At 71.5% G+C, this 21,589-nt stretch carries 18 protein-coding genes and 1 pseudogene; 7 read left to right on the top strand and 12 right to left on the bottom strand.

Translation table 11 applies throughout. The features are described from left to right. Positions 1–24: 24 nt before the first annotated feature. Both VFZ39_RS16375 and VFZ39_RS16370 read right to left on the bottom strand, forming a co-directional pair. Positions 25–1,008 carry a helix-turn-helix domain-containing protein gene (locus VFZ39_RS16375; RefSeq protein WP_330866857.1) on the bottom strand — a complete coding sequence of 328 codons (984 nt, stop codon included), beginning with the start codon at positions 1,006–1,008 and terminating at the stop codon, positions 25–27. A gap of 134 nt (positions 1,009–1,142) precedes the next feature. Then, on the bottom strand, positions 1,143–4,859 hold the full coding sequence (locus tag VFZ39_RS16370; protein ID WP_330866856.1) for a S8 family peptidase: 3,717 nt from the start codon (positions 4,857–4,859) through the stop codon (positions 1,143–1,145). 130 nt (positions 4,860–4,989) lie between these two features. Between VFZ39_RS16370 and VFZ39_RS16365 the strand changes: the two genes are divergently transcribed. Next, the gene (locus tag VFZ39_RS16365) at positions 4,990–5,850 is read left to right on the top strand and encodes a GNAT family N-acetyltransferase (RefSeq protein ID WP_330866855.1); all 861 of its coding nucleotides are present in this window, start codon (positions 4,990–4,992) and stop codon (positions 5,848–5,850) included. Between the two features lie 62 nt (positions 5,851–5,912). Here the strand turns inward: VFZ39_RS16365 and VFZ39_RS16360 are convergent, their stop codons facing one another. From VFZ39_RS16360 to ligD (VFZ39_RS16330), 7 genes are all read right to left on the bottom strand, one after another. Further along, positions 5,913–6,428 carry a CHRD domain-containing protein gene (locus VFZ39_RS16360; RefSeq protein WP_330866854.1) on the bottom strand — a complete coding sequence of 172 codons (516 nt, stop codon included), beginning with the start codon at positions 6,426–6,428 and terminating at the stop codon, positions 5,913–5,915. Positions 6,429–6,505: 77 nt separating this feature from the next. Further along, a complete protein-coding gene (locus VFZ39_RS16355; protein WP_330866853.1) occupies positions 6,506–6,661 on the bottom strand; it encodes a hypothetical protein in 156 nt (51 codons plus the stop codon). A gap of 21 nt (positions 6,662–6,682) precedes the next feature. Further along, positions 6,683–6,940 carry a hypothetical protein gene (locus VFZ39_RS16350; RefSeq protein WP_330866852.1) on the bottom strand — a complete coding sequence of 86 codons (258 nt, stop codon included), beginning with the start codon at positions 6,938–6,940 and terminating at the stop codon, positions 6,683–6,685. Next, on the bottom strand, positions 6,940–7,635 hold the full coding sequence (locus VFZ39_RS16345) for a response regulator transcription factor (protein WP_330866851.1): 696 nt from the start codon (positions 7,633–7,635) through the stop codon (positions 6,940–6,942). The genes VFZ39_RS16350 and VFZ39_RS16345 overlap by 1 nt, the downstream gene beginning before the upstream one ends. Positions 7,636–8,016: 381 nt before the next feature. Then, positions 8,017–8,919 carry a non-homologous end-joining DNA ligase gene (gene ligD / locus VFZ39_RS16340; protein WP_330866850.1) on the bottom strand — a complete coding sequence of 301 codons (903 nt, stop codon included), beginning with the start codon at positions 8,917–8,919 and terminating at the stop codon, positions 8,017–8,019. 2 nt (positions 8,920–8,921) lie between these two features. Then, positions 8,922–9,653: a L,D-transpeptidase family protein gene (locus VFZ39_RS16335; RefSeq protein ID WP_330866849.1), complete on the bottom strand. Its 732-nt coding sequence runs from the start codon at positions 9,651–9,653 to the stop codon at positions 8,922–8,924. Continuing rightward, on the bottom strand, positions 9,650–10,579 hold the full coding sequence (ligD, locus tag VFZ39_RS16330; RefSeq protein WP_330866848.1) for a non-homologous end-joining DNA ligase: 930 nt from the start codon (positions 10,577–10,579) through the stop codon (positions 9,650–9,652). The genes VFZ39_RS16335 and ligD (VFZ39_RS16330) overlap by 4 nt, the downstream gene beginning before the upstream one ends. A 46-nt stretch (positions 10,580–10,625) precedes the next feature. On the opposite strand from ligD (VFZ39_RS16330), the gene VFZ39_RS16325 reads away from it, so the two are divergent. Further along, positions 10,626–11,000: a nuclear transport factor 2 family protein gene (locus VFZ39_RS16325; protein WP_330866847.1), complete on the top strand. Its 375-nt coding sequence runs from the start codon at positions 10,626–10,628 to the stop codon at positions 10,998–11,000. Between the two features lie 16 nt (positions 11,001–11,016). Here the strand turns inward: VFZ39_RS16325 and VFZ39_RS16320 are convergent, their stop codons facing one another. Then, positions 11,017–11,739 carry a VOC family protein gene (locus VFZ39_RS16320; protein ID WP_330866846.1) on the bottom strand — a complete coding sequence of 241 codons (723 nt, stop codon included), beginning with the start codon at positions 11,737–11,739 and terminating at the stop codon, positions 11,017–11,019. Between the two features lie 74 nt (positions 11,740–11,813). On the opposite strand from VFZ39_RS16320, the gene VFZ39_RS16315 reads away from it, so the two are divergent. Beyond that, positions 11,814–12,671, top strand: a complete 858-nt coding sequence (locus VFZ39_RS16315; protein ID WP_330866845.1) for a Ku protein — start codon at positions 11,814–11,816, stop codon at positions 12,669–12,671. A 75-nt stretch (positions 12,672–12,746) separates the two neighbouring features. Here the strand turns inward: VFZ39_RS16315 and VFZ39_RS16310 are convergent, their stop codons facing one another. After that, positions 12,747–13,748, bottom strand: a complete 1,002-nt coding sequence (locus VFZ39_RS16310) for a YafY family protein (RefSeq protein ID WP_330866844.1) — start codon at positions 13,746–13,748, stop codon at positions 12,747–12,749. Between the two features lie 63 nt (positions 13,749–13,811). Between VFZ39_RS16310 and VFZ39_RS16305 the strand changes: the two genes are divergently transcribed. Next, positions 13,812–15,296: an MFS transporter gene (locus VFZ39_RS16305; RefSeq protein ID WP_330866843.1), complete on the top strand. Its 1,485-nt coding sequence runs from the start codon at positions 13,812–13,814 to the stop codon at positions 15,294–15,296. 54 nt (positions 15,297–15,350) lie between these two features. On the opposite strand, the gene VFZ39_RS16300 is transcribed toward VFZ39_RS16305, so the two are convergent. Then, positions 15,351–18,122: an AAA family ATPase gene (locus tag VFZ39_RS16300; RefSeq protein WP_330866842.1), complete on the bottom strand. Its 2,772-nt coding sequence runs from the start codon at positions 18,120–18,122 to the stop codon at positions 15,351–15,353. 117 nt (positions 18,123–18,239) lie between these two features. Between VFZ39_RS16300 and VFZ39_RS16295 the strand changes: the two genes are divergently transcribed. From VFZ39_RS16295 to VFZ39_RS16285, 3 genes and pseudogenes are all read left to right on the top strand, one after another. Continuing rightward, positions 18,240–19,451: a hypothetical protein gene (locus VFZ39_RS16295; protein WP_330866841.1), complete on the top strand. Its 1,212-nt coding sequence runs from the start codon at positions 18,240–18,242 to the stop codon at positions 19,449–19,451. Continuing rightward, a complete protein-coding gene (locus VFZ39_RS16290; protein ID WP_330866840.1) occupies positions 19,448–20,719 on the top strand; it encodes a hypothetical protein in 1,272 nt (423 codons plus the stop codon). Before VFZ39_RS16295 ends, VFZ39_RS16290 begins: the two co-directional genes overlap by 4 nt. Then, positions 20,716–21,589 (top strand): annotated as a pseudogene (locus VFZ39_RS16285) (hypothetical protein); the annotation flags it as partial. The gene VFZ39_RS16290 and the pseudogene VFZ39_RS16285, both read left to right, overlap by 4 nt.

The following is a 21,589-nucleotide window of genomic DNA, read 5'->3' as shown; positions in this document are numbered from 1 at the left end:
TTGCGTGGGTGCGAACGTGCCTGGTCAGGCCCAGTCGTTCCGGGCGGCGAACCAGCCGAGCTGCATGCGTGACTTGACCCCGGCCAGGTCCTGGAGGTGACGCAGCCGCCGCTGGACGGTCCGCAGCGACAGGCCGAGCTGGGCCGCGACGACCTGGTCGGTCAGCCCCGCCAGCAGCAGACCGAGAATCTGGCGGTCGAGCTCGGTCGGAGCATCGGAGGCGAGGTCGTCGGCGAGCAGCACCGCGTCGCCGGAACCCGCCAGCTCGAGCGGATAGGCCCGCCGCCAGACGCTCTCGAACAAGGCGTCCAGCGCGGCGAGCAGGCCGCTGCGCTGCAGGAGTACGGCGCCCGGCTCCCCGCCGGGCGCGACCGCGAGGGGCACGAGCGCCAAGTCGTCGTCCGCGAGGACCAGCTTCAGGGGCAGCTCGTCGACGACCCGCAGCTCCAGGCCGCGCTGGAGGGAGTCGACCACCTCGTCGGGCGCGTCCAGCTCGTCGAGCACCGCGCGCTCCAGGAGACAACGGATCCGGATGCCGCGGTCGGCGGCCGCCGTCTCGGCGGTGTTCTCGCCTGGGGGGACCGCCACGAACGGGGCCGTGACGAACATCCGGAGCTCGGTCGTCGCCGCCGCCTGCACCTGCTGGTAGCGGTGCCGGACCTGGTCGATGCCGGTCACCACCTCGATCAGCTCGTTGATGGAACGACCGGCCACCGCCGCCCGGTACTCCTCGGCCAGGCTGCCCAATGCCTGCTCAGCGAGCCGCAGGCCGTCGCGACGTTCCGTGATCAACGCGCCCAGCGCCACGGCCGGGGGTGCGGCGATGTACGCCTCGTCGCCGGAGCTCAGCGCCAGTCCCGTGGCGACGAGGGTCGCCAGCTGGGCCTCGATGTCGGATGCGGGGCGGTGCAGCACCTCGGCGAGGTCGCTCGCCGTCGTCGTGGGACGTCCGAGCAGAGCCCGATAGACCGCCTCCACGCCGGGCTCGACACCCAGCGCCTCCAGCATCGGCAACTCTCTCCACCTCGACGATCGCGGCGGGGAGAGTATGCGCCATCGCGACGCGCCCCCGGAAGGGGAGGTGTCGAGAAGGCCCGCGGGCGCCGGGACGGGGGAGGCTCGGCGCCCGCGGAGATCGTGGGTCACCGCAAGCCGTACGCCCGGATGATCGTCTGCTTGATGCTGTAGCCCTTGTCGGTGGCGGCGCTGGCGCGCAGCGCGACGTAGCCACCGGGCTTCTTCGCCGCCCGGAAGTGTCCGCCCCACCAGCCGGTCTCGCGCTTGTGCAGGACCACCTTGCGCCAGGTGGCACCGCCGTCGAAGGAGACGTCGAGCTTGACGTGCCCGATCTTGCCGGGCAGCCGGCCGAGGTCTGAAGACCCCGGACGGAGGGCGATCCGGTGCTTGGCCCCGGCCCTGATGTCTCCCCTGAGGTCGGACCCGAGCCGGTAGTCGAGCCTCATCACCGAGAACGGCTCGAAGCTCTCCGAGTCCACGGTGTCGGAGACGAAGGTCCACTCCGTGTGCGTCCGGGTCGACAGCCGGAAGACGTCGGCCGGCCGCTCGGCGTCGAGGACGGCCCGATAGGAACGCTTGCCGGCCGGGACCTCGACCCACTGCATGTCCGCGCTGTGCGGGTTGTCGTGGATCAGCCGGTTCCCCTGGAAGACCCGCAGGTGGGTGGGGGTCTCACCCCAGGGCAGGTAGCCGCCGAGGTCCATCCGGGCGCTGGAGGAGCTCCAGGGCTGGGTGTTCCACGTCATGTAGTTCTGCCACCTGGAGTTGACGACGCCGAACGAGTCGCTGAAGCCCGGCCCGATCGCCGGACGGAACCAGTCGTGACGAGTGGTCGTGCGCTTCGCGAACGTGTTGACGCCCGACACCATCGACCACGGAAGCGTCCCGTCGATGTTCTGACCGTGCGACTCGACCCACTTCTGGCCCGGCGTCACCCACTCGACCCGGGTGCCCGGGTGCCACTCGCGCTCCTCGAAACCGAACGACGGGCTGAGGGTGAGGTCGTACCGGTAGCCGGACGCGTTGCCCCCTCGAACCGCATAGAAGTGGGAGTCGATCCGGGCGAGGTCACGCTGGGTGGGTTCGTAGACCAACGGTCGGTCGGGCACCTGGCCGGGGTAGTCGCGCGTCAGGTCGTAGACGTAGCGCGGGTACTCCGCCCGCAGCACGGTGAGTGGGGCGCCGCTGGTTGCGAGCGTCACCAGCTCCGCACCGGCGTCACGGTGCACGCCGACGACCGGGATCGAGGCCTCACCGACGTACTCCAGCAGGCCGCCGACGCCGTCGTTGACCACCACCAGCGCCGTGGCACCGGCTGCCGCGGCGGCCTCGGCCCGCTCCACCGGCGTCACGGCGTCGCTGCGGTTGACGACCGCGACCTTGCCCTCTGCGTCGAGGGTCGCGTAGTCGGCGGCCGCACCGTTCCCCGCAAACACGGTGGGCGCCGTGTCGCTGCCTGTCGCGAGCGCGCTCCCCGGCTGGACGATCGTGTCGAAGGTGTCCCCTCCGCCAGGGACGCCGAGGGTCAGCATCGGCTCGCCCTTGCGCCAGCGCGTCGTCAGGATGAAGGAGCCCTCCGTCATCGGGTCGGTCGGCGAGACGTAGAGGTCGTCGTACGCCAGAGGGACGCCGTAGGCGCTGCGGAACTCTACGCCCGACTCGTCCACGATGCTGAGGTCGATCTTGCGCTGGCGGTCCTCGGTCCGCTGCGGCGCTGACGTCTCGAGCAGCCGTGCCTTGCTCGCGTCCAGGACGACCTCGGCGGGCTGGTCGAGCACCGTCTCCGGATCGACGAGCACGGCCAGGCCGGATCGGTCGGGTCCCTCTCCGGCCACGTCGAGGTAGGCCACCAGCGAGTAGCTGCCCGGCGGCATCCGCAGCGTCGCCTCACCGTCGACGTACTCACTCCACGGCCAGGGGTCGCCGGCCTTGCTGAAGCCCACCCAGCCGGACGCAGGCTGACCGTCGCGGCCGACCAGCTTGACGTGCAGGTCGTAGCGCTCCTCCTCCTTGATCAGCGCCAGTGAGGTGCGGGTCACCGGTTCGCCGGTGGTCGCGTCGGTGCCGATGACGTAGCCGACGAACCGGCCGAGCCCGACAGCCTGCGGGTCGCCGGTGACGGGCACGGTCGCCTGGCCACCCGCCGGGACCGTGACGGAGGCGGCCCCGAGCTCGAACGCTCCGTCGGGGACCGTGAGCTCCAGGTCGAGCGCGACGTCCTCGGCGCCGTCATTGGTGAACGTCAGGTCCTTCGTCACTGCGGTGTCACTCGGCTCGTGCGGCCAGTCGTAGTTGCCGAAGAACAGCGACCCCGTGCCCCGCACGGTGTTCGTCAGGGCGGCGACGACGTCGACCCGGCCGGTGCCGACCTCGTACGGCGAGTACGCGAGTCCCAGTGCGCTGCTCATCAGCTGCTCCTTGAGCTGCTCACCGGTCCAGCCCGGGTGCCGCTGGGCCAGGATCGCCGCCGCGCCGGCCACGTGCGGCGTGGCCATGGAGGTGCCGCTGATCGTGCGGTACAGGCCGGTCTCGCCATCGGTCATCTCCTGCGACCGTGCCGCCGTGATGTCGACGCCCGGCGCGACGATGTCCGGCTTGAGGGCGCCGGAGCCGTACACCGGGCCGGTGCTGGAGAAGTAGGCGAGGGCGTCCTGCTTGTCGACCGCACCCACGGTCAGTGCGGACGCGGCCGTCCCGGGAGTCGAGACCGTCTCGGGTCCCGCGTTGCCGGCGGCGATCACGAACAGGGTGCCGTGCTGAGCGGAGAGGGCGTCGACCGCCTGCGCCATCGGGTCGCTGCCGTCGGAGGGCACCGTGTCGCCGAGGCTCAGGTTGACGATCTCGGCGCCGGCCTCCGCGGCCCACTCCATGCCGGCGATGATCCAGGAGTCCTGCCCGTAGCCCTCGGGTCCGCCGAGGACCTTGCCCACCAAGAGGTCCGCCCCGGGTGCGACACCCTGGTAGTCACCAGCGGACGCCGCGCCGGTTCCGACGATGGTGGAGGCGACGTGGGTCCCGTGCCCGTTGACGTCGGTCATGTCCTCGCCCGGCACGAAGCTGGCGGTGTCGTCGATCTCGTCGGCGAGGTCGGGGTGGTTCACGTCGATGCCGGTGTCGAGCACCGCCACGTCGACGCCCGTCCCGTCGTAGCCCGCCGACCAGGCCTCGGGGGCACCGATCTGGGGGACGCTCTCCTTGAGGGCGACCTCCACCCGTCCGTCCAGCCAGAGCTTGTCGACTCCGCCGCGGAGGGTCGGCGTCGGGTCGCTCGCGCTCTCGGCCGGCGCCACGGATGTCCAGAAGGTCCTGGCCTGGCGCTTCGGCGCGGACAACGAGGCGCCCCGGATGGCCGACAGCTCACGGACCATGCTGCTGCCCTTCGGCGCCGCCGGAACACCGGGGGCGCGGGACGCGGCACGCGTGTACGTGGCGATCACGGGCACCGCGCCGGTCCCGGCGTCGTCGTACCCCATCTCGATCAGGCCGGTGACGTCGAACAGCCGGGGGTCTAGCCGTCCCGCACCCAGCAGCGCCACGGCCTCGTCCGGTACGACGTAGAGGTCGCCCTGGCTCTCCTGGATCCGGACCCCGCCCACGGCGTCGACCGGGCGGTCCACGTCGGCGATCTGCCGACCGTCTGCCAGCGTCCTGACGGTGACGACGTCACCGGTCACCAGGGTGACCCGGTGCGTGGCCGACGGGGTTTCCGGGGCGGCGGGCCGCTCTGGCTGTGCCTGGGTCGGGAACGGGATGACCGCCGCGGCCAGAGGCAGCGTGACGGCCACAGCAGCGATCGAGAGGCGGCGCAACCGACCGCGCGCAGGGGCTGAAGGGGGGAGCATGCCCGTTGTCTATCGGCACGCGACCACCGCCGAGAAGCCTTGACGGTGGCGGAGTTGCGTCATGGCGCGACTCCGCCATCGACGTTCTCGAACCGGACCCAGGTCACCCAGCACGTACGCTGGCGCACCCATGACCTCGACGGACGACGAGCGCCTGCGGCTGTTGGCCGCCTACGACGACCAGCTGCGGTCGACCGTCGACGCTCCGAGCGCACTCGCCGTCGTCCGGCACGGCCCGCTCTTCCTGGTGACGTACGCCGGCGGCCGGGGCTTCGTCACCTACCCGCCCCTGGCCGACGTCGACGGTGACGGAGTCCGCCAGCTCGTGGTGGACACGCTCGGCCACTACCGCTCCGACCCGGCGATCGTCCGTGTCGACTGGAAGACCCGCGGCCACGACGACGCCCCCGGTCTGCACGAGACGCTGGTGGGGCACGGCTTCGTGCCGGGCGAGCCCGAGGCGGTCATGATCGGATCCGCCGAGAGCCTCGCCGTCGACGTGCCGCTCCCGGACGGGGTGACTCTGCGCAAGGTCGAGGACGAGGCCGACCTCCTGGCGTTCTGCCAGCTGCAGGCCACCGTGTTCGATATCGAGATCGCACCGATGCTGCAGGCCCTGCAACGCCGGCTCGCCGTCGACCCGCTGATGGAGCTGTGGATCGCCGACGCCGGCGGCGAGGTCGTCAGTGGGGGGCGTTTGGAGCCGGTCGCCGGGACCGAGTTCGCCGGGATCTGGGGCGGGGCGACGTTGCCCGAGTGTCGCGGTCGCGGCATCTACCGAGCCCTGACGGCCGCCCGCGCCCGCTCAGCGCTCAGTCGCGGCATGACCCTGATCAACAGCGACTCCACCGAGTACTCCCGCCCGATCCTGGAGCGGTACGGCTTCCTCAAGGTCACCACCACGACGCCCTACCGGCTCGACCTCACCGCCGAGTCGGCGCAGGTTCGCGCGCAAACGGGCCCAGCCGGCACAGATCGGCGGGGTGCCTGACGGCGTGCCCGCACTACTGCGCCGACTCGACCGGTTGCGCGTGCAGTTCTGTGCCGACCCCGCTAGTCGAGCTGCCCTCGGATCTCGCCGCCCTTGTGCTTGTCGGTGTGCACGTTGACGTAGGCGATCTCAGCGTCGATGGCCTTGACGAGCTCCTTGAACTCACCGGGGTCGATGCCCTGGTCGCCCGGCCCGACGACCTGCGCAGCGGTGAGCGTGCCCGTCACCGTGCCCGCGTCGGGGCACGCCGGCGTTCCCGCGGGGCCGTTGCCGAGGTTGCTGCACAAGAACACCGAGATTCCGCCGTTGACGGAGAACTGCCCGAAGTGGATGTGGGCTTGCTGCACGGGTGTCGACAGTCTCGAGTACTCCAACCGGTAGTCGAGCTCCTGCTTGCGCAGCGAGATCTCGGCGCGGAAGTTGCCCTTGCCGCTACTCGAGATGGCAGGAACCTCCTCGTACCCGATCAGCCTGGTGCGCACATCGTCGTCACCGCCGCCTCGAGCGGATGCGGCAGAGCCGCCGAGGATCAGCATTCCTGCGACCACCGCGATCAGTGTGTGGCGCCACTTGGTCATGGCCTACCCCTTTCCTCATTGGAAAGGACGAGCGCTCCGGAGCGTGGGTTCAATCACGGCACGCAGCCGGCGTCGGGTCAGTCGCCGTCGCAGTCGGCGACCCCGAGGCCGCCACCGAGGTCGCCCCCGCCGCCCGCGCCGGCATACCGGTTGACGTCCTCGACCTCGATCTCGACGGTCTGGTCGAGTGGGATCTCGTCGGGGAGTCGCTTGAAGTCCGGCTGCTCGGTCATGTGTTCAGTGTGCGCCCGCAGTCAAGCACCGAGCCAGCTCGCGACTCGTAGCAGGATCGGGATCCCGACCAGGACGATGAGGAGCAGCCAGGCGACCACCTGGTGGCTGACCTTGGCGCCGTCCAGCGAGGCCGCCATCATCACCCACGCGCCCTCCTCGGTGTTGCGGTCGAGGCCAAGGCTGCGGGCGTCGTCCGGCATGGTCGGCGGCGACCAGGGCTGCGGCGCCTCCTCGCTGTGGCCGGGGTCGCCGGTGGAGTCGAGGCGCCGCTCGGACATCAGGTGTCGGCTGGGCTCTCGAGCCGGAAGCCGACACCGCGGACCGCGACGATCCGCTCGCTCACGTCCGCGCGCTCCAGCTTCTGTCGCAGCCGTCCGATCGTGACGTCGAGGGTCTTCGTCGAGCCGTACCAGTTCTCGTCCCACACGTCGGCCATCAGCCGGTCGCGCGCGACCACGTTGCCGCGGTGGGCCACCAGCAGGTCGAGCACGTCGTACTCCTTGCCGGTCAGCTGCACCTCGAAGGCGCCGTAGAACACACGACGGGCGCCCTGGTCGATCCGCAGCTGGTCGTCGCGGACCTCCGGCTCGGCGTCGGCCTGCTGCAGCCGGCCGGTACGACGCAGCAGCGCGCGGACCCGGGCCTGCAGCTCGGCGAGACCGAACGGCTTGGACAGGTAGTCGTCGGCGCCGTAATCGAGGCCGACCACCCGGTCGAGCTCACCTGCCCGGGCGGTCACGATCAGGATCGCGCCGGTGTAGCCGGCGGCACGGGCCTTCTGGCACACCTCGAGGCCGTCCATGTCGGGAAGGCCGAGGTCGAGGATCATCACCTGGACCTCGTCGTCCGCGGCGTACTTCAGCGCCGTCGCACCGCTCTCCACGCGTACGACGTCGTAGCCCTCACGCTCCAGCGTGCGGACGAGGGGGAAGGCGATGTCCTCCTCGTCCTCTACTACGAGTACGCGCGTCATGAGGACGAGCATAGGGGCGATCCCGCGCCGTCTCAGGCGTTTGCCTGAGTGGTTGCCAGGATCACTCCGACCGGTTTGCGTTCGCTATCCGACCTCTCGGGCCGTCGCCCACCCCCGCATCCTGCTCGCAAATGTGATGTTGGGTGGTCCTCTGGCTCTTCCCCGAGCCGGCGAACCACCCAACCATCAGATCGATCGTTGACCTCGCCCCCTCGTCGAGGTCAACCACCTGAACCTCGGCCCACCCGCCCCCAGCAGGTGCATCGCCGTAGCTCGTAGTCAGTAAGGTACGGACGTCGCAGTCACGTCGCTCCCTCGACGGGGGTACGTGGCGACCACAGTCCGGTAACAGCCGCTGAACGGCCGTTCAGGATGCCGCGGTCAGGCCAGTCCCTCGAGCAGGTCGCCCCGGTCGGCGACGCGCTCCAGGACCTCCCGGAACTGCATCTGCTCGAGCTCCAGCGGGTCCTCGGCGCCCGCCTCGACCTCCTCCCACGAGACCGGCGTGGCGACGTACGGCCGGTCCTTCCCGCGCAGCGAGTACGGCGAGACGGTCGTCTTCGAGCCGGCGTTCTGCGACCAGTCGAGGAAGACCTTGCCGCCGCGCTTCGCCTTGGTCATCGTGGCGGTCACCTGCTGCGGGTGCTCGGCCTGCAACTCCTCGGCGATGGCCTTCGCCAGCGCGGTCGTCTCGTCCGGGTTGAGCTTGCCGGGGAGGCCGGCGTACAGGTGCAGGCCCTTGCTGCCGCTGGTGACCGCCCAGGCGTCGAGCTGGCGCTCGGCGAGCTTGTCGCGCACCTGCAGAGCCACCGCGGCGCACTCGGGAAGACCGGCACCCTCACCCGGATCGAGGTCGATGACGAGCCGGTTGGGGTTGCGCGGCTGCCCGTTCTTGCCGACCGTCCACTGGTGCACGTGCAGCTCGAGTGCGGCGAGGTTGGCCAACCAGGTGAGCGTCGCCAGGTCGTCGACGATCGGGAACTCGAGGTGGTCGCCGTGCCGGGACTCGCCGCGCGACCCGGTGGTCGGCACCCGCGCCGTCCGCACCCACGACGGTGTGCCCTGCGGCGCGTTCTTCTCGAAGAAGCGGTTCTGCTCGACCCCGTGCGGCCACCGGACCCGGGTCACGGCTCGGTCCGCGAGGTGCGGCAGCATGACCGGTGCGATCCGGGCGTAGTAGTCGAGCACCTCGCCCTTGGTGGTGCCGGTACGCGGGTAGAGCACCTTGTCGAGGTTGCTGAGCGAGAGGGTGCGGCCCTCGACGTCGACCCGGATGTCGTTCATGGTCAGCGTCCGATCGCGATCAGCGGCTTGCGCCTCTGGTCGAGCCGGTACATCAGCTTCTTGATCCACCAGCGCGGCGCGCTCACGCACCCGGCGGTCGCGCCGCTGCCGTTGACGTGCAGGAAGATCGCCCCACCCCGGTGCTTCACCTGCCGGTTGTTGAAGCTGGTCACCACCGCCCACTCGTACTGCTTCGGGTAGTCCTTCAGCCGTTCCGACGCGTTGGGGGCGGACGGGTCGAGCCACCACCGGAAGCCGCCCTGCTTCTTGTTGCGGTAGCGGTTGTAGTGGTCGGACTGGTTGTCGAGCACCCAGTAGTCGCCCCTGCGGACCTTGCGATAGCTCGGGTCCCACCCCGCCTGCTGGCGGTGCATCCCGAACGCCCACGGCAGCCGGAACGTGCCCAGCGGCGTCGTGCCCGAGCCCTGCACCCGCTTGCGGGGTCGGACCAGGCCGTTGTAGCCGATCCGGCCGTCGTGAGCGCGCAACCGCTTCTCCCACCTGCCGTCCTTCAGCCGCCACAGCGTGACCCGGGCGTGGTGGCCCTGGGTGCGGTTGACGGTCACGACCAGCCTGGTGCCCTCGCGCAGCTTGACGGTGACGCCGTCGAGAGTCACCTCGGCGGGCGCAGCGGCGGTCGCAGCGGCGGTCGTGGTTTCGGCCGCTGCGGCGGGGCCGGCCAGCGCCAGGCCGATCGTCAGGGCGGTGAGGGTCCTCAGCAGGGTCGTGGTCACAGGTCCTCCGGTGTCAGGTCGTTGCGGATGCCGCGGTACGACGGCTGTCGCAGCCGCTGGTACCCCAGCCCGTGGGTGTCGATGTCCACGACGAGGACCGGCTCGACCCACGTGGTGCCCAGTGCGTCGACCCGGGGCACCTCGTCGGCGAACGGGCTGGAATCGGTCCGGAGCGGCTCGAGCAGGTCGTGCAGCATCAGCGAGGTGGCGGCGGCGATCCCGCTGCCCACCCGACCGCGGTACATCAGCCCGTCCGCGGTCGGCTGGCCGACCAGCAGCGCCGCCAGCCGGCCGGTGGTGCCGACCTGCGGGCGCCAGCCGCCGACCACGAACGAGCCGCGGTGCCGGTGCGGGAACTTCAGCCAGTCCTTGGTGCGGCGGTCCATGACGTACCGCGACGTGCGGCGCTTGCTGACGATGCCCTCCAGCCCCTGGTCGAGCGTGGCCTGGAACAGCATCAGCCCGTCGTCGTACGACGCCGGGACCTGCCAGGGCGAGCCGCTCAGGTCGAGCGACTCCAGGAGCTCGCGGCGCTCGGTGAGCGGCAGTCCGGTGGTGTCGCGGCCGTCGAGTCGCAGCAGGTCGAACACCATGTACGTCGCCGGGATCCGGCCCACCAGCTTCGCGACCTCGGCCTGGTTGCGGACGTGCATCCGGTGCTGCAGCACACGGAAGTCGGGGGTGCCCCGGTCGTTGAGGGCGATCATCTCGCCGTCGAGGAGCAGGTCGCCCGAACCGTCCGGCAGCTGCGTGAGCTCCGGCCAGGCCGGTGTGACCACGTTGCCGTTGCGGCTGTGGGCGCGGGCGACGCCGTCCTGCACGTCGAGCAGGATCCTCACGCCGTCCCACTTCACCTCGTGCACCCACTCCGGCCCTGTCGGGACGTGGTCACCCTTGGTGGCGAGCATGGGGCGCAGCACGGTCACCGGGGCAGTCTCTCAGCCTGTCAGCGCGCGCTGCTTGACTGCGGTCATGGCTGACCACGTGCAGGCGATCCGCGACTACTGGGACACCGCCGAGAGGCGTGACTGGGACGGCTTCGCCGCGACGCTCTCGCCCGATGTCGTCTACGACCTGCCGCAGACCCGCGAGCGCGTGATCGGGCGCGATCGGTACCTCACGTTCAACCGGGAGTACCCCGGCGACTGGCACGTCGCCATCCGCCGGGTCGTGACCGACGACGCAGGCGGCGTGGCGTGGACCGACGTCCGGGTCGGCGACGAGCACGTGAACGCCATCCACTTCTTCACCTTCGACGACGCCGGGCTGATCACACGGGTCGACGACTTCTGGCCCGAGCCGTACGACCCGCCGCCGGGCCGGGAGCACCTGGTCGAGCGCTACTGACGCTCCCCGTCCACCGTCAGCCGCGGGCGGGCAGGACGCAGAGCTCGTTGCCAGACGGGTCGAGGTAGAACCGCCACGGCAGGTCGCCCCACTCGGGGTGGAAGACCTCACGCCCTCCGCGCTCCGCGATCCCCTCGGCCACCGCGTCGGCGTCGTCGCCGGCCTCCAACCGGACGTCGTGGTGGAGGCGGTTCTTGGCGTCGCCCTTGGGGGACATCTCGGGGCACAGCTCCAGCAGCGGACCGGTCAGGCCGGGGTGCCGCAGCGAGACGTGCCCGGCCCCCTCGACGCGGACCCAGCCGGTCAGCCAGCTCCAGAACGCGGCGTCCCGCTCCGGGTCGGCCGAGTCGAGCGGGAGCGCCGCGATCGGGCTGCTGCCGTCGTACGCCGCTCGCTCCTCCATCACGCAGAAAGGGTTGCCCTCCACGTCGCCGAGCACCACCCATGGCACGTCGCCCTGGCCGATGTCGGCGGGTTCGGCCCCCAGCGCGCGCAGCCGGCGCACGACCTCGGCCTGACGGACCCCACCATGGAGATCGAGGTGGAAGCGCTGCGGCTCCGACGGCCGCTCGGGCACCTGCTGGAAGCAGAGGTCGAGCGCAGGCCCGCCCTCGACGGTGAGCCTCGTCTCGAAGAGGTCGGGCTGATCGGTGAGGCGTTCGCCGCCGACCGCGGCCTCCCAGAACCGGCCCAGCCGGGTGGGGTCGACGGCGTCGAAGACCAGGTTCTCCAGGTACATGCCGCCAGCGTAGGAGATCCCGCGGCGAGCTCTGAGGCCAGCGTTCCCCCAGGCCAGGACGCTACCCTCGTCGCATGCGTGCGATCTGGAAGGGCTCGGTGTCGTTCGGGCTCGTCAACGTGCCCGTGAAGCTGTACTCCGCCACCGAGTCCCACGATGTCTCGTTCCGGCAGGTGCACGCCAAGGACGGTGGTCGCGTGAAGTACCAACGGGTGTGCTCCATCGACGGCGAGGAGGTCGCCTACGCGGACATCGCCAAGGGGTACGAGACCGAGGACGGCGAGATGGTCATCCTCACCGACGACGACATGGCCGACCTGCCGGTCACGTCGTCCCGCGAGATCGCGGTGGAGAAGTTCGTGCCGCGTGAGCAGATCGACCCGATGTTGCTGGAGAAGTCGTACTACCTCGAGCCCGAGAAGAGCGGCGCCAAGCCGTACGCACTGCTGCGACAGGCGCTGATCGACGCGGACCGGATGGCCGTCGTGACCGTTGCGCTGCGGCAGCGGACGACGATCGCGGTGCTCCGGGTGAAGGACGACGTGATCGTCCTGCAGACCATGATGTGGCCCGACGAGATCCGGCAGCCGGACTTCTCCGTGGAGACCGGCGAGGTCAAGGACGCCGAGGTCAAGATGGCCCACATGCTGGTGGAGACGCTGGCCGGCGACTTCGATCCCTCGGAGTTCGAGGACGACTACGCCGAGGCCGTGCAGGCGCTGGTGAAGGCCAAGATCGAGGGCGGCGAGATCAAGCGGACCCCGACCTCGACCAAGTCCTCCGGCGAGGTCGTCGACCTGCTCGCCGCGCTGCAGAAGTCGGTCGAGGCCGCCAAGACCGCTCGTGGCGAGTCGGACGAGTCCGAGAAGTCCGAGAAGAAGCCCGCCAAGAAGAAGACCACCAAGAAGGCCGCGAAGAAGAAGGCCAGCTGACGCCACCCCGGGAGGTGCGGTAGTCCCCGACGCTGTGGTCGTGATCTCGGCGATTCGCGACCACAACGTCGGGGACTACCCCTCTGAGGCGACAGCCGACTCGGCGGTCGCAGCCAGTCGGGCCGACCACTCGTGGAGGGTGTCGACGACGGCCTGGGGCGCGGACTCGAGGGTGACGGGGGCGTCGAGGTGGGCGAGGCCGAAGGCCGCCCACTGGGCGTCGTTCGCCTCGATCGCGAGCCGGACCCACGGGCTGCCGTCGGTCTCGCCGGCCTCCACGACCCGCGCCCACGGCCCGATCCGGCGCTCGACGTGCCGCCTCGACGCCTCGACCAGGGCCGTGAGGCTGAGCGCCTGCTCGCTGCCGCCCAAGCCGCGGCGGACGTACTCGGCCGCGTCGCCGCCGGGGATGTCGCGCGGCCGGAACGCGGCGCGGGTGCCCGCCGGGTCGCGCAGCCGGTCCAGGCGGAAGGACCGCCAGTCCTGCCGGTCGAGGTCGTAGCCGAGCAGGTACCACCGGCGGCCGACCGTGACTAGCTGGTGCGGCTCGACATGGCGCCGCACCTGCTCACCGGGTGAGCGACCACCGCGCGCGGTGTACTCGTACCGGAGTCGCTCGCGGTCCCTGATCGCCTGCGCCACCACGGCGAGCACTCCCGCGTCGACCTCGGGGGCCTGCGAGAACGGCGCGTCAACCGTCGCGGAACGGAGCGCCTCGGCCCGGCGGCGAAGCCGGTTCGGGAGCACCTGGACCACCTTGGACAGCGCCGACAGGGACGCCTCGCCGAGCCCGCCGGACAGCGCGCTCGCCGTACCGCCGAGGGCCACGACCATCGCGATCGCCTCGTCCTCGTCGACCACCAGCGGCGGCATCGAGCCGCCCTGCGCGAGCTGGTAGCCGCCCTCGACGCCTCGCGCGGACTGCACGGGGTAGCCGAGCTCGCGCAGCCGTTCGATGTCGCGACGCAGCGTGCGCTCGGAGACCTCGAGCCGCTCGGCCAGCTCGGAACCCGGCCAGAACCGGTGGGTCTGGAGGAGCGACAACAGTCGCAGGGTGCGGGAGCTCGTGTTCGCCATGTCCCCCAGAGTTTCGCACATTCCGGTCAAGAAGTGACCGGAAGGATCCGTAACGTCAGAGCCATGGAAACCACCACCATCAGTCCAGAGATCCAGTCCCCCTCAGCGGCGGAGAAGGCCGCCCACAAGGGCCGTACGGCGGCGCTGATCAGCCTGCTGCTGGCCTCGACCATGGAGCTGATCGACGTCAGCATCGTCAACGTCGCGCTCCCCACGATCGAGTCCGACCTGGGGGCCACCCCGACCCAGCTCCAGTGGATGATCGCGGCCTATCCGCTCGCGTTCGCGGTCGCGCTGGTGACCGGTTCGCGGCTCGGTGACGCGTTCGGCCGGAAGCGGCTGTTCGTGCTCGGCCTGGTCGGCTTCACGGTGACGTCGGCCGCCTGCGGCCTGAGCCCGGACTCGAGCTGGCTGGTGGCGTTCCGGTCGCTGCAGGGGTTCGCAGCGGCCGCGATGATCCCCCAGGTGATGTCCAGCATCCAGGTGCTGTACGCCCCGCACGAGCGGGCGAAGGCGATGGGCGCGTTCAGCGGGCTCGCCGGCCTCGCGACCGTGCTCGGCCCAGTGCTCGGCGCGATCCTGACCGACGCAGACATCGCGGGTACGACGTGGCGGCCGGTGTTCCTCATCAACGTGCCGGTCGGCGTGCTGGCGCTGGTGGCGGCGCTGCGGTTCATCCCAGAGTCGCGTTCGGAGAACCGGCCCAACCTCGACCCGGCCGGCGTGGCGACGCTCGGCGCGGGGCTGCTGGCGGTTCTCTACCCCCTGACGATGGGCCGCGAGCAGGGCTGGCCGGCCTGGGGCTTCGCGCTGATGGTCGCGGGCGCAGCGATCCTGGTTCGGTTCGCCCGCACCCAGCACCGCGCCGAGCGGGCCGGGCGCGAGCCGCTGGTCGCCCTCAGCCTGTACCGCGGCCGCGCGTTCGCCGGTGGCAGCACGGTCCTGATGGTGCTGTTCATCTCGATGGCGGCGTACTTCCTGGCGCAGACCATCTACTTCCAGGCCGGCCTCGGCTGGTCGGTGCTCAAGGCCGGGCTGCTCGGCGTCCCGTTCGCCTTCACGACCGCGGCGTTCGCCGGGTTCGGCGTGACGGTGCTGGCGCCCAAGATCGGCCGCAAGGTCCTGCAGTACGGAGCAGGCGTGCTCGCTGCGGGCGTCGTGGTGCAGGCGATGGCGGTGCACGTCGCGTCGGCCGATACGACGTTCTGGGTGTTCGTGCCCGGCCTGGTCGTCACCGGCGCCGGGTTCGGCCTGATCGTCGCGCCGATCGGAATGTTCACGATCGCCGAGGTGCCGGTCGAGAAGGCGGGATCCGCGTCCGGGTTGTTCAACACCACCGGCCAGCTCGCCAACGCGATCGGGATCGCGCTGCTCGGCACGCTGTTCTTCGAGGTCGTCTCGCGGCAGCAGTCCGCACTGCCGGTCGACCTGTTCGGCCCGGCGTTCCAGGTCGTGCTGGTCGCCGTCGCGGTGATGATGGTGGTCGCCGGCCTGGCCGCGAAGGCGCTGCCCGCCGTCGCGCCGGCGGAGGTGCCCGAGAGCCTCTGACGCGAGGCGTTCAGTCGGCGCAGCCGGGCCACTGGTCCGGCTGCGTCGGCGTCCTCACCAGCGGACGAGCTTCCAGATCTCCGGGTGGGGCTCGTTGTCGGCCCCGACGGCCGCGAAGATCTCGACCGCCGACTTGAGGTGCTCCATCGCCTCGTCGTGGCGACCGGTCGCGTGGAGCAGGTCGGCGAGGTTGTTGTGGAGAGCAGCCTCGCGGTGCCGGTCGCCGGTCGCGGCGCACAGGTCGAGCGCAGCCGTCGCGGGCTCGATCGCCCGGTCGGGCCTGCCCGCCGCCGACAGTGCCAGCGCCAGGTTGTTGAGCGCCGCCACCCGCAGCTCGGGATCGTCGGCCTGCTCAGCCAGCACCAAGCCGCGCTCCAGTGGTGCAAGGGCCGCCTCGGGCTCACCCGCCGCGGTGGCGAGGATGCCCAGCAGGTTCTGCACCTGGCACTGCGAGCGGACGTCCGCCGCCTGCTCGGCCAGCCCCTGCGCCGAGAGCGCGAGCCCCTGCGCAGCCTCCAGCTCGCCGAGGGAGTACGCCGTCAGGCTGAGGTCGGCCGTCAGCGCCGCGCGGGCCGCGACCCGCTCGTCGGGCAGCCCCGCCAGCGCGGCCTCGAGGTGGGCCCGGGCCAGGGCGTACTCACCGCGGCGGTGCTGCAGTCGGCCCAGCCGGTGCTCGACCTCTGCCAGGTCCGACGGGTCCGACGCGGCGGCCGCGGTCTCGAGGCTGACCAGCGCGTCGGCGTACTCCCCCAGCACGGTCTGCTCCTCGGCGAGCGCCAGCAGCGCCGACGTCCGATCCGGGTGCCCGAGGGCCAGCGCGGCCCGCAGGTGGTCAGCGGCCTCCGCGTGCGCGAACACCGCCGCCGCCTCGTCCGCCGCCGCTCGGCTGGCGTGGGCCGCGGCCAGGTCCTGCCCGGCCAGCTGCAGGTGGCGCGCGGCCACCGCCGGGGGCGTGCCGGCCACCGCCGCCGCCCGTGCGTGGAGAAGCCGTCGCCGGGCCAGGCTGGTCTCGTCGAGCACCACACCGCGCACCAGGTCGTGGGCGAAGTCGTAGTCGTCCTCGCGCTCGCGGAGCAGACCGCGCCGGACCAGCTCCTCCAGCGCCACGACCGTCTCCTCGTCGGTTCGCCCGCTGACCTCCCGCACGGTGTCGACGTCGAACGAGCGACCCATCACCGCTGCCGCGGACAGCACCTGGCGGCCGGTCTCGCTGGTCGGTTCAAGCCGTGCGCTGAGCATCGCTCGCGCCCCGGCCGGCACGGGGCCCTGCGCGTCAGGCGCCGCGCGTAGGTACTCCACGAGCAGCAGCGGCACGCCCTCGGTGGTCTCCCAGAGCCGACGCACGTCGGCGGCGGCGGTCTGCTGGGGCCGGACCTGCTCCACCAGCGCGGCGACGTCCGCCTCCTCGAGCCGGTCCAGGGCCAGCATGAGCGCGCCCCCGTCGCGGGCCGCCGTCACGATCGGCCGGAGGACGGAGCCCTCGTGCGGGGTACGACGCACCAGCACCACCAGCGTCCGGTGGCCCTCCAGCCGGCGGATGCCGTAGGCGAGCAGTCCCCGCGTCGCCTCGTCGGCCCATTGCACGTCGTCGACCAGCCAGACCCCCGGCCGTTGCGCGGCCAGCGCGGCGCCGAGCGCGTCCCAGACGGCGGCCAGGAACCGCGACTCCGCCCCAGGCCCGGTCGCTGGAGCCGGTAGGTCGCGCCGGCCCGATCCGAGCTCCGGCACCAGCCGGGCAACCTCGGCCAGGGTCGACGGGTCGAGCGCCGCGACCCAGTCGGCATCACGGCGCAGCCGCGTGCGAAGTGTCTCCACGACCGGGCCGTAGGGCAGCCCGTCCTCGTCCTCGTACGCCCGCGTCACCAGCGTCGGGGTGTCGGGCGGCAGCGTGCTCAGCAGCTCCTCCACGAGCCGGGTCTTGCCGATGCCGGCCTCGCCCTCGACCAGCGCGACGCGGCCGGAGTCCGCGAGCCCGTCGTACGCCTCGCGCAGCTGCTGCAGCTCCCGCGATCGGCCGACGATCCCCGGGACGGCGGACGCGCCATCCACCGCCGATCCCTGGGTCGGCTCGAGCGTCGGCTCGCGCGTCGGCTGGACCACCTCGAAGTCGCCGCGGTTGATCTCGTCGTACAGCCGTGAGGTCTCGCTCAGTGGTGGCACACCCAGCTCACGCGAGAGGGTCCGCACGCACTCGCGGTACTGCGCCAGCGCGCCGGCCCGGTCGCCGCTCGCCGCGAGCAACCGGATCAGGGACTGGTGGGCGGGCTCGTGGAGCGGGTCCGCGGCCAGCCACCGGCGTACCGAGGCGATCGCACCCGGCAGGTCCCCGCGCGCCTCCTGTTGGCCCGCGAGCTCGGCCAGAGCCGCCATCAGCTCGCGTCGCAGACCGTCGGCCTCCGCGGCGAGCCAGTCCTCGAACGCCGGTGAGTCGCGGACGACGAAGCCCTCGAGCAGGTCACCCCGGTACATCGACACGGCCGCGTTGAGGTCCCCGTGCGTCCTGGCCTCCCGGAACCGGTCGACGTCGACCCACAGCCGCTCACTGCGTACCAGCCGGACGTGGTCGCGGGTCGCCTCGACGTGTTCTGGCCCGATGCCCGTCCGCAGCGTCGAGAGAGTGCGACGCAGCGCACCGCGGGAGCGCTCGAGGTCGGCGTGCGGCCACAGCAGGTCGGCGAGGGCGTCGCGCGGCCGGGGCCGCGCGCTGAGCGTCAGGTGGGCCAGCAGCGCTGTGGCCTTCCTCGTGTCGAACCCGACCGGGTCGCCGTCGCGGACGACCCGGGGCGGACCGAGCAGGCGCACCTCGACCTGCTGGCTCACGGTCATCCGGCACCCCGACCCTCTGCTTGTCCTGCCGGCGATCGTAACGATTCGCGGACGCCCGAGGGCCAGGCTGCGGGCGATGCTGAGGTGGATACTGAGCGCGGAGGGGGACATGTCCACATGACGCCGCGCGGCAGACGGCTGAGCTGGACGCTGCTGATCGCCCTTGCCGGGCTCTACGTGACCGGCGAGGTGCTCCTGGCTGTCGCCGGCGGTGCACCTGATGACGAGTCGCCGATGGTGCGGGTCGCCTTCACGCTGATGACCTTGGCCTATCTCGCCGTCGGCGGCATGGTTGCGACGCGGCTCCCGGCCAACCCGGTCGGCTGGCTGTTCTGCGCCACCGGGTTCTTCCTCGGTCTGACCACGGTCTCGTTCGGGTACGCCGCCCTGGCACTCGACCAGGTCACCTCGCGCGGCTCCGAGACCGGCGTTCTCGCGGCGTGGGTGACGTCGTGGAGCTGGACGCCGCCGCTGCTCGGGGTGCCGGCGCTGCTGTTCCTGCTGTTCCCGGACGGACGCCTGCTCGGCCCGCGCTGGCGATGGGTGGTCGGCCTGGTGGCCGCCGGACTCGCGTGCGTCGTCGGCGCGACCGCTCTCACGGCGGGCGGCCTCACCAACTCCCCCGTCCCGAACGCGGAGAACCCGGTCGGGCTGCTGCCCCGCACCCTGGCCGACGCGATCGTGACCGTCGGCTTCCTGCTGAGCCTGGTGGCGCTGTTGCTCGCATGCTGCTCCCTCGTCATCCGCGTGCGGAGCTCCCGGGGCGTTGAGCGGCAGCAGCTCAAGTGGTTGATGTGGTCGGCCAGCCTGCTGCCGGTCTACCTCGCGACCGGCCTGGTCCGGTGGGTACTCGACGGGAGCGGTGGAGGGGCCTTGGCCGAGCTGCTGCTGGTCCTGTCGCTCACCGTCGTACCCCTGGCGGTGGGGGCGGCGATCCTGCGCTACCGCCTCTACGACATCGACCTGGTCATCAACCGCACCCTCGTCTACGGCTTGCTCACCGTGACGCTGGCGACGGCGTACCTCACGTGCGTGCTCCTGCTGCGAGTCACCCTGGACCCGTTGACCAGCGGGTCCGACCTGGCGGTGGCCGCTTCGACGCTGGCCGTCGCGGCGCTCTTCAGGCCACTGCGCAGGCGGATCCAGGCGCTGGTCGACCATCGCTTCTACCGGGCTCGGTACGACGCCAGCCGGACCATCGACACGTTCGCGGCCCACCTCCGCGACGAGCTGGACCTGGCGACCCTCAGCCGCGACCTGCGCAACGTGGTGCGCGACACCGTTCACCCCACCCAGGTGTCGGTCTGGCTCCGCGAGGCGGACCAATGAGCCGATGGTCGGACCGCACGCTGCGTCGGCTGGCGTGGGCGAGCTGGTGGGTCACGGCAGCGACGGCAGTGCTCGGGGTCGTGGTGACGTCCATCGGCAACGCCGAGGCCGCCACGTCCTGGGGCGGCGGCGGCCCTCTGGCCGAGTACGCGTTCGTCATTGTCGTCCTCGTGTTCCCGCTGGTGGGGCTCGGCGTCCTGGTCCGCCAGCCGCGGAACCGGATCGGCTGGCTGCTCCAGGCAGTGGGCCTCTCCTGGAGCCTGCCGAGCCTCGTGGACACCTACGCCCACTACGGGCTGGTGATCGCTCCCGGCTCGGTCCCCGGAGCCACGGTCGCGGCGGCCGTCAACGAGGGGACCTGGACGTGGGGCATCATCACGATGGGCGTCTTCCTCATCCTGCTGTTCCCAGACGGTCACCTGTTGTCACCGCGGTGGCGGATCGTCGCGTGGCTCGCCGTCTTTGCCGCGGTGGTGACCCCCGTGTCCATCATGCTGGCACCGGGGACCCTGGAGGAGGCGCCGGTCACCGGCATCACGAACCCCTTGTCGGCCGGCGCGCTCGAGCCGGTGGTGATCGCCCTGAACACGGTCGCCCTGCCGCTGGTGCCGATCTGCATCGCGGCGGCGGCGGTGTCCCTCGCGCTGCGGTTCCGCCGGTCGAGCGGCGTCCAGCGCCAGCAGATCAAGTGGCTGGCCGCAGCCGGGTCCGTCGTGGCAGCACTCTTCGGGGTGACCCTCCTGACGACGCTGGTGGCCGAGGTCGCCACCGGCGGAACGCCCGGGCTCCTGCCGCTGCCCGTCCGGCTCCTCCAGGAAGCGTCCATCCTGTCGTTCCTGCTGCTGCCGCTGGCGATCGGAGTGGCGATCCTGCGCCACGGACTCTTCGACATCGACCTGGTCATCAACCGGGCACTGGTCTACGGCTCCTTGACGGCCACTCTTGCCGTGGTCTACCTGGGGTCGGTGCTGCTGCTCCAACTGGTGCTGCGACCGCTCACCAGCGAGTCCGACCTCGCCGTCGCCGTCTCCACCCTCGCCGTGGCCGCGCTCTTCCGCCCGGCACGCGGCCGGATCCAGAGACTCGTTGACCGCCGCTTCTACCGCAGGAGGTACGACGCGGCCCAGACGCTGGACGCGTTCACCGGCCGGCTCCGGCACGAGGTCGACGTCGACGCCGTGGGCGCCGACCTGCTGGCCGCGGTCCACGAGACCGTGCAGCCTCGCCACGCCTCCATCTGGCTGTCCAACGCGAGGCAGGCGTCATGACCCGGCTCACCGATCGGCAGCTGCGCCGCCTGGCCCGGGCGGCGTGGTGGTTCTTCGTCCTGGGCCTTGCCGGCCGGGCGGCGCTCTTCCTCATCGACCCGTCGCCCTCCGCAGCAGAGGCCATGGCCGAGGGCAGCGTCTCCGTACTGGCGCTGATCGCCTTCCCCCTCAGCGGGACGGTGATCCTGCGCAAGCAGCCCGCGAACGTCATCGGGTGGCTGCTGGCGGCGATCGGCGTGGTCTGGGCGATCGGCGCCTACGGAGACACCTACGCCTACTACGGCCTGGTGATCGACCCCGGTGCTCTGCCCGCGCCGGACGTCGGGGCATTGATCTCCAACGGCATCTGGGCCCCGGCGATCGGCCTGACCGGGACGTTCCTCTTCCTCGTCTTCCCCGACGGTCGGCTGCCGAGCCACCGATGGCGACCGTTCGCCTGGTTCGCCGGCGCCGTCATCGCCCTCCTCACGACCTGCCTCTACCTGTCAACTGGCGACTTGGTCGTCGGGCCGGGGAAGGGGCTCGAGAACCCTTTGGCGGTCGAGCAGCTCGGGCCGGTCATCGACGCCGCGTTCAACGTCCTGGTCCCCCTCTTCGCGCTGTGCATCGCGGGCTCGGCGGTCGCACTCGTCGTGCGCTTCCGGCGCTCCCGTGGCACCGAGCGACTCCAGCTGAAATGGCTGGCGACTGCCGCAGCCGCCGTGGGGATTGTGTTCCTCGTGGGGATCTTCTCGTCCCTCACGCTCTCCGACGGCGAGCCACAGCCGGCGTGGCAGGCCGCCTTCGACCAGTTCTCCTTCCTCCTCTTCGCCCTGATCCCCGTCGCGATCGGTGTGGCGGTGCTCCGCCACCGGCTCTACGACATCGACC

This window comes from Nocardioides sp., assembly GCF_036374615.1.
Classification (GTDB): Bacteria; Actinomycetota; Actinomycetes; order Propionibacteriales; family Nocardioidaceae; genus Nocardioides.
Note: the sequence above shows the minus strand (reverse complement) of the source record. Positions and strands in the feature narration are given on the sequence as shown.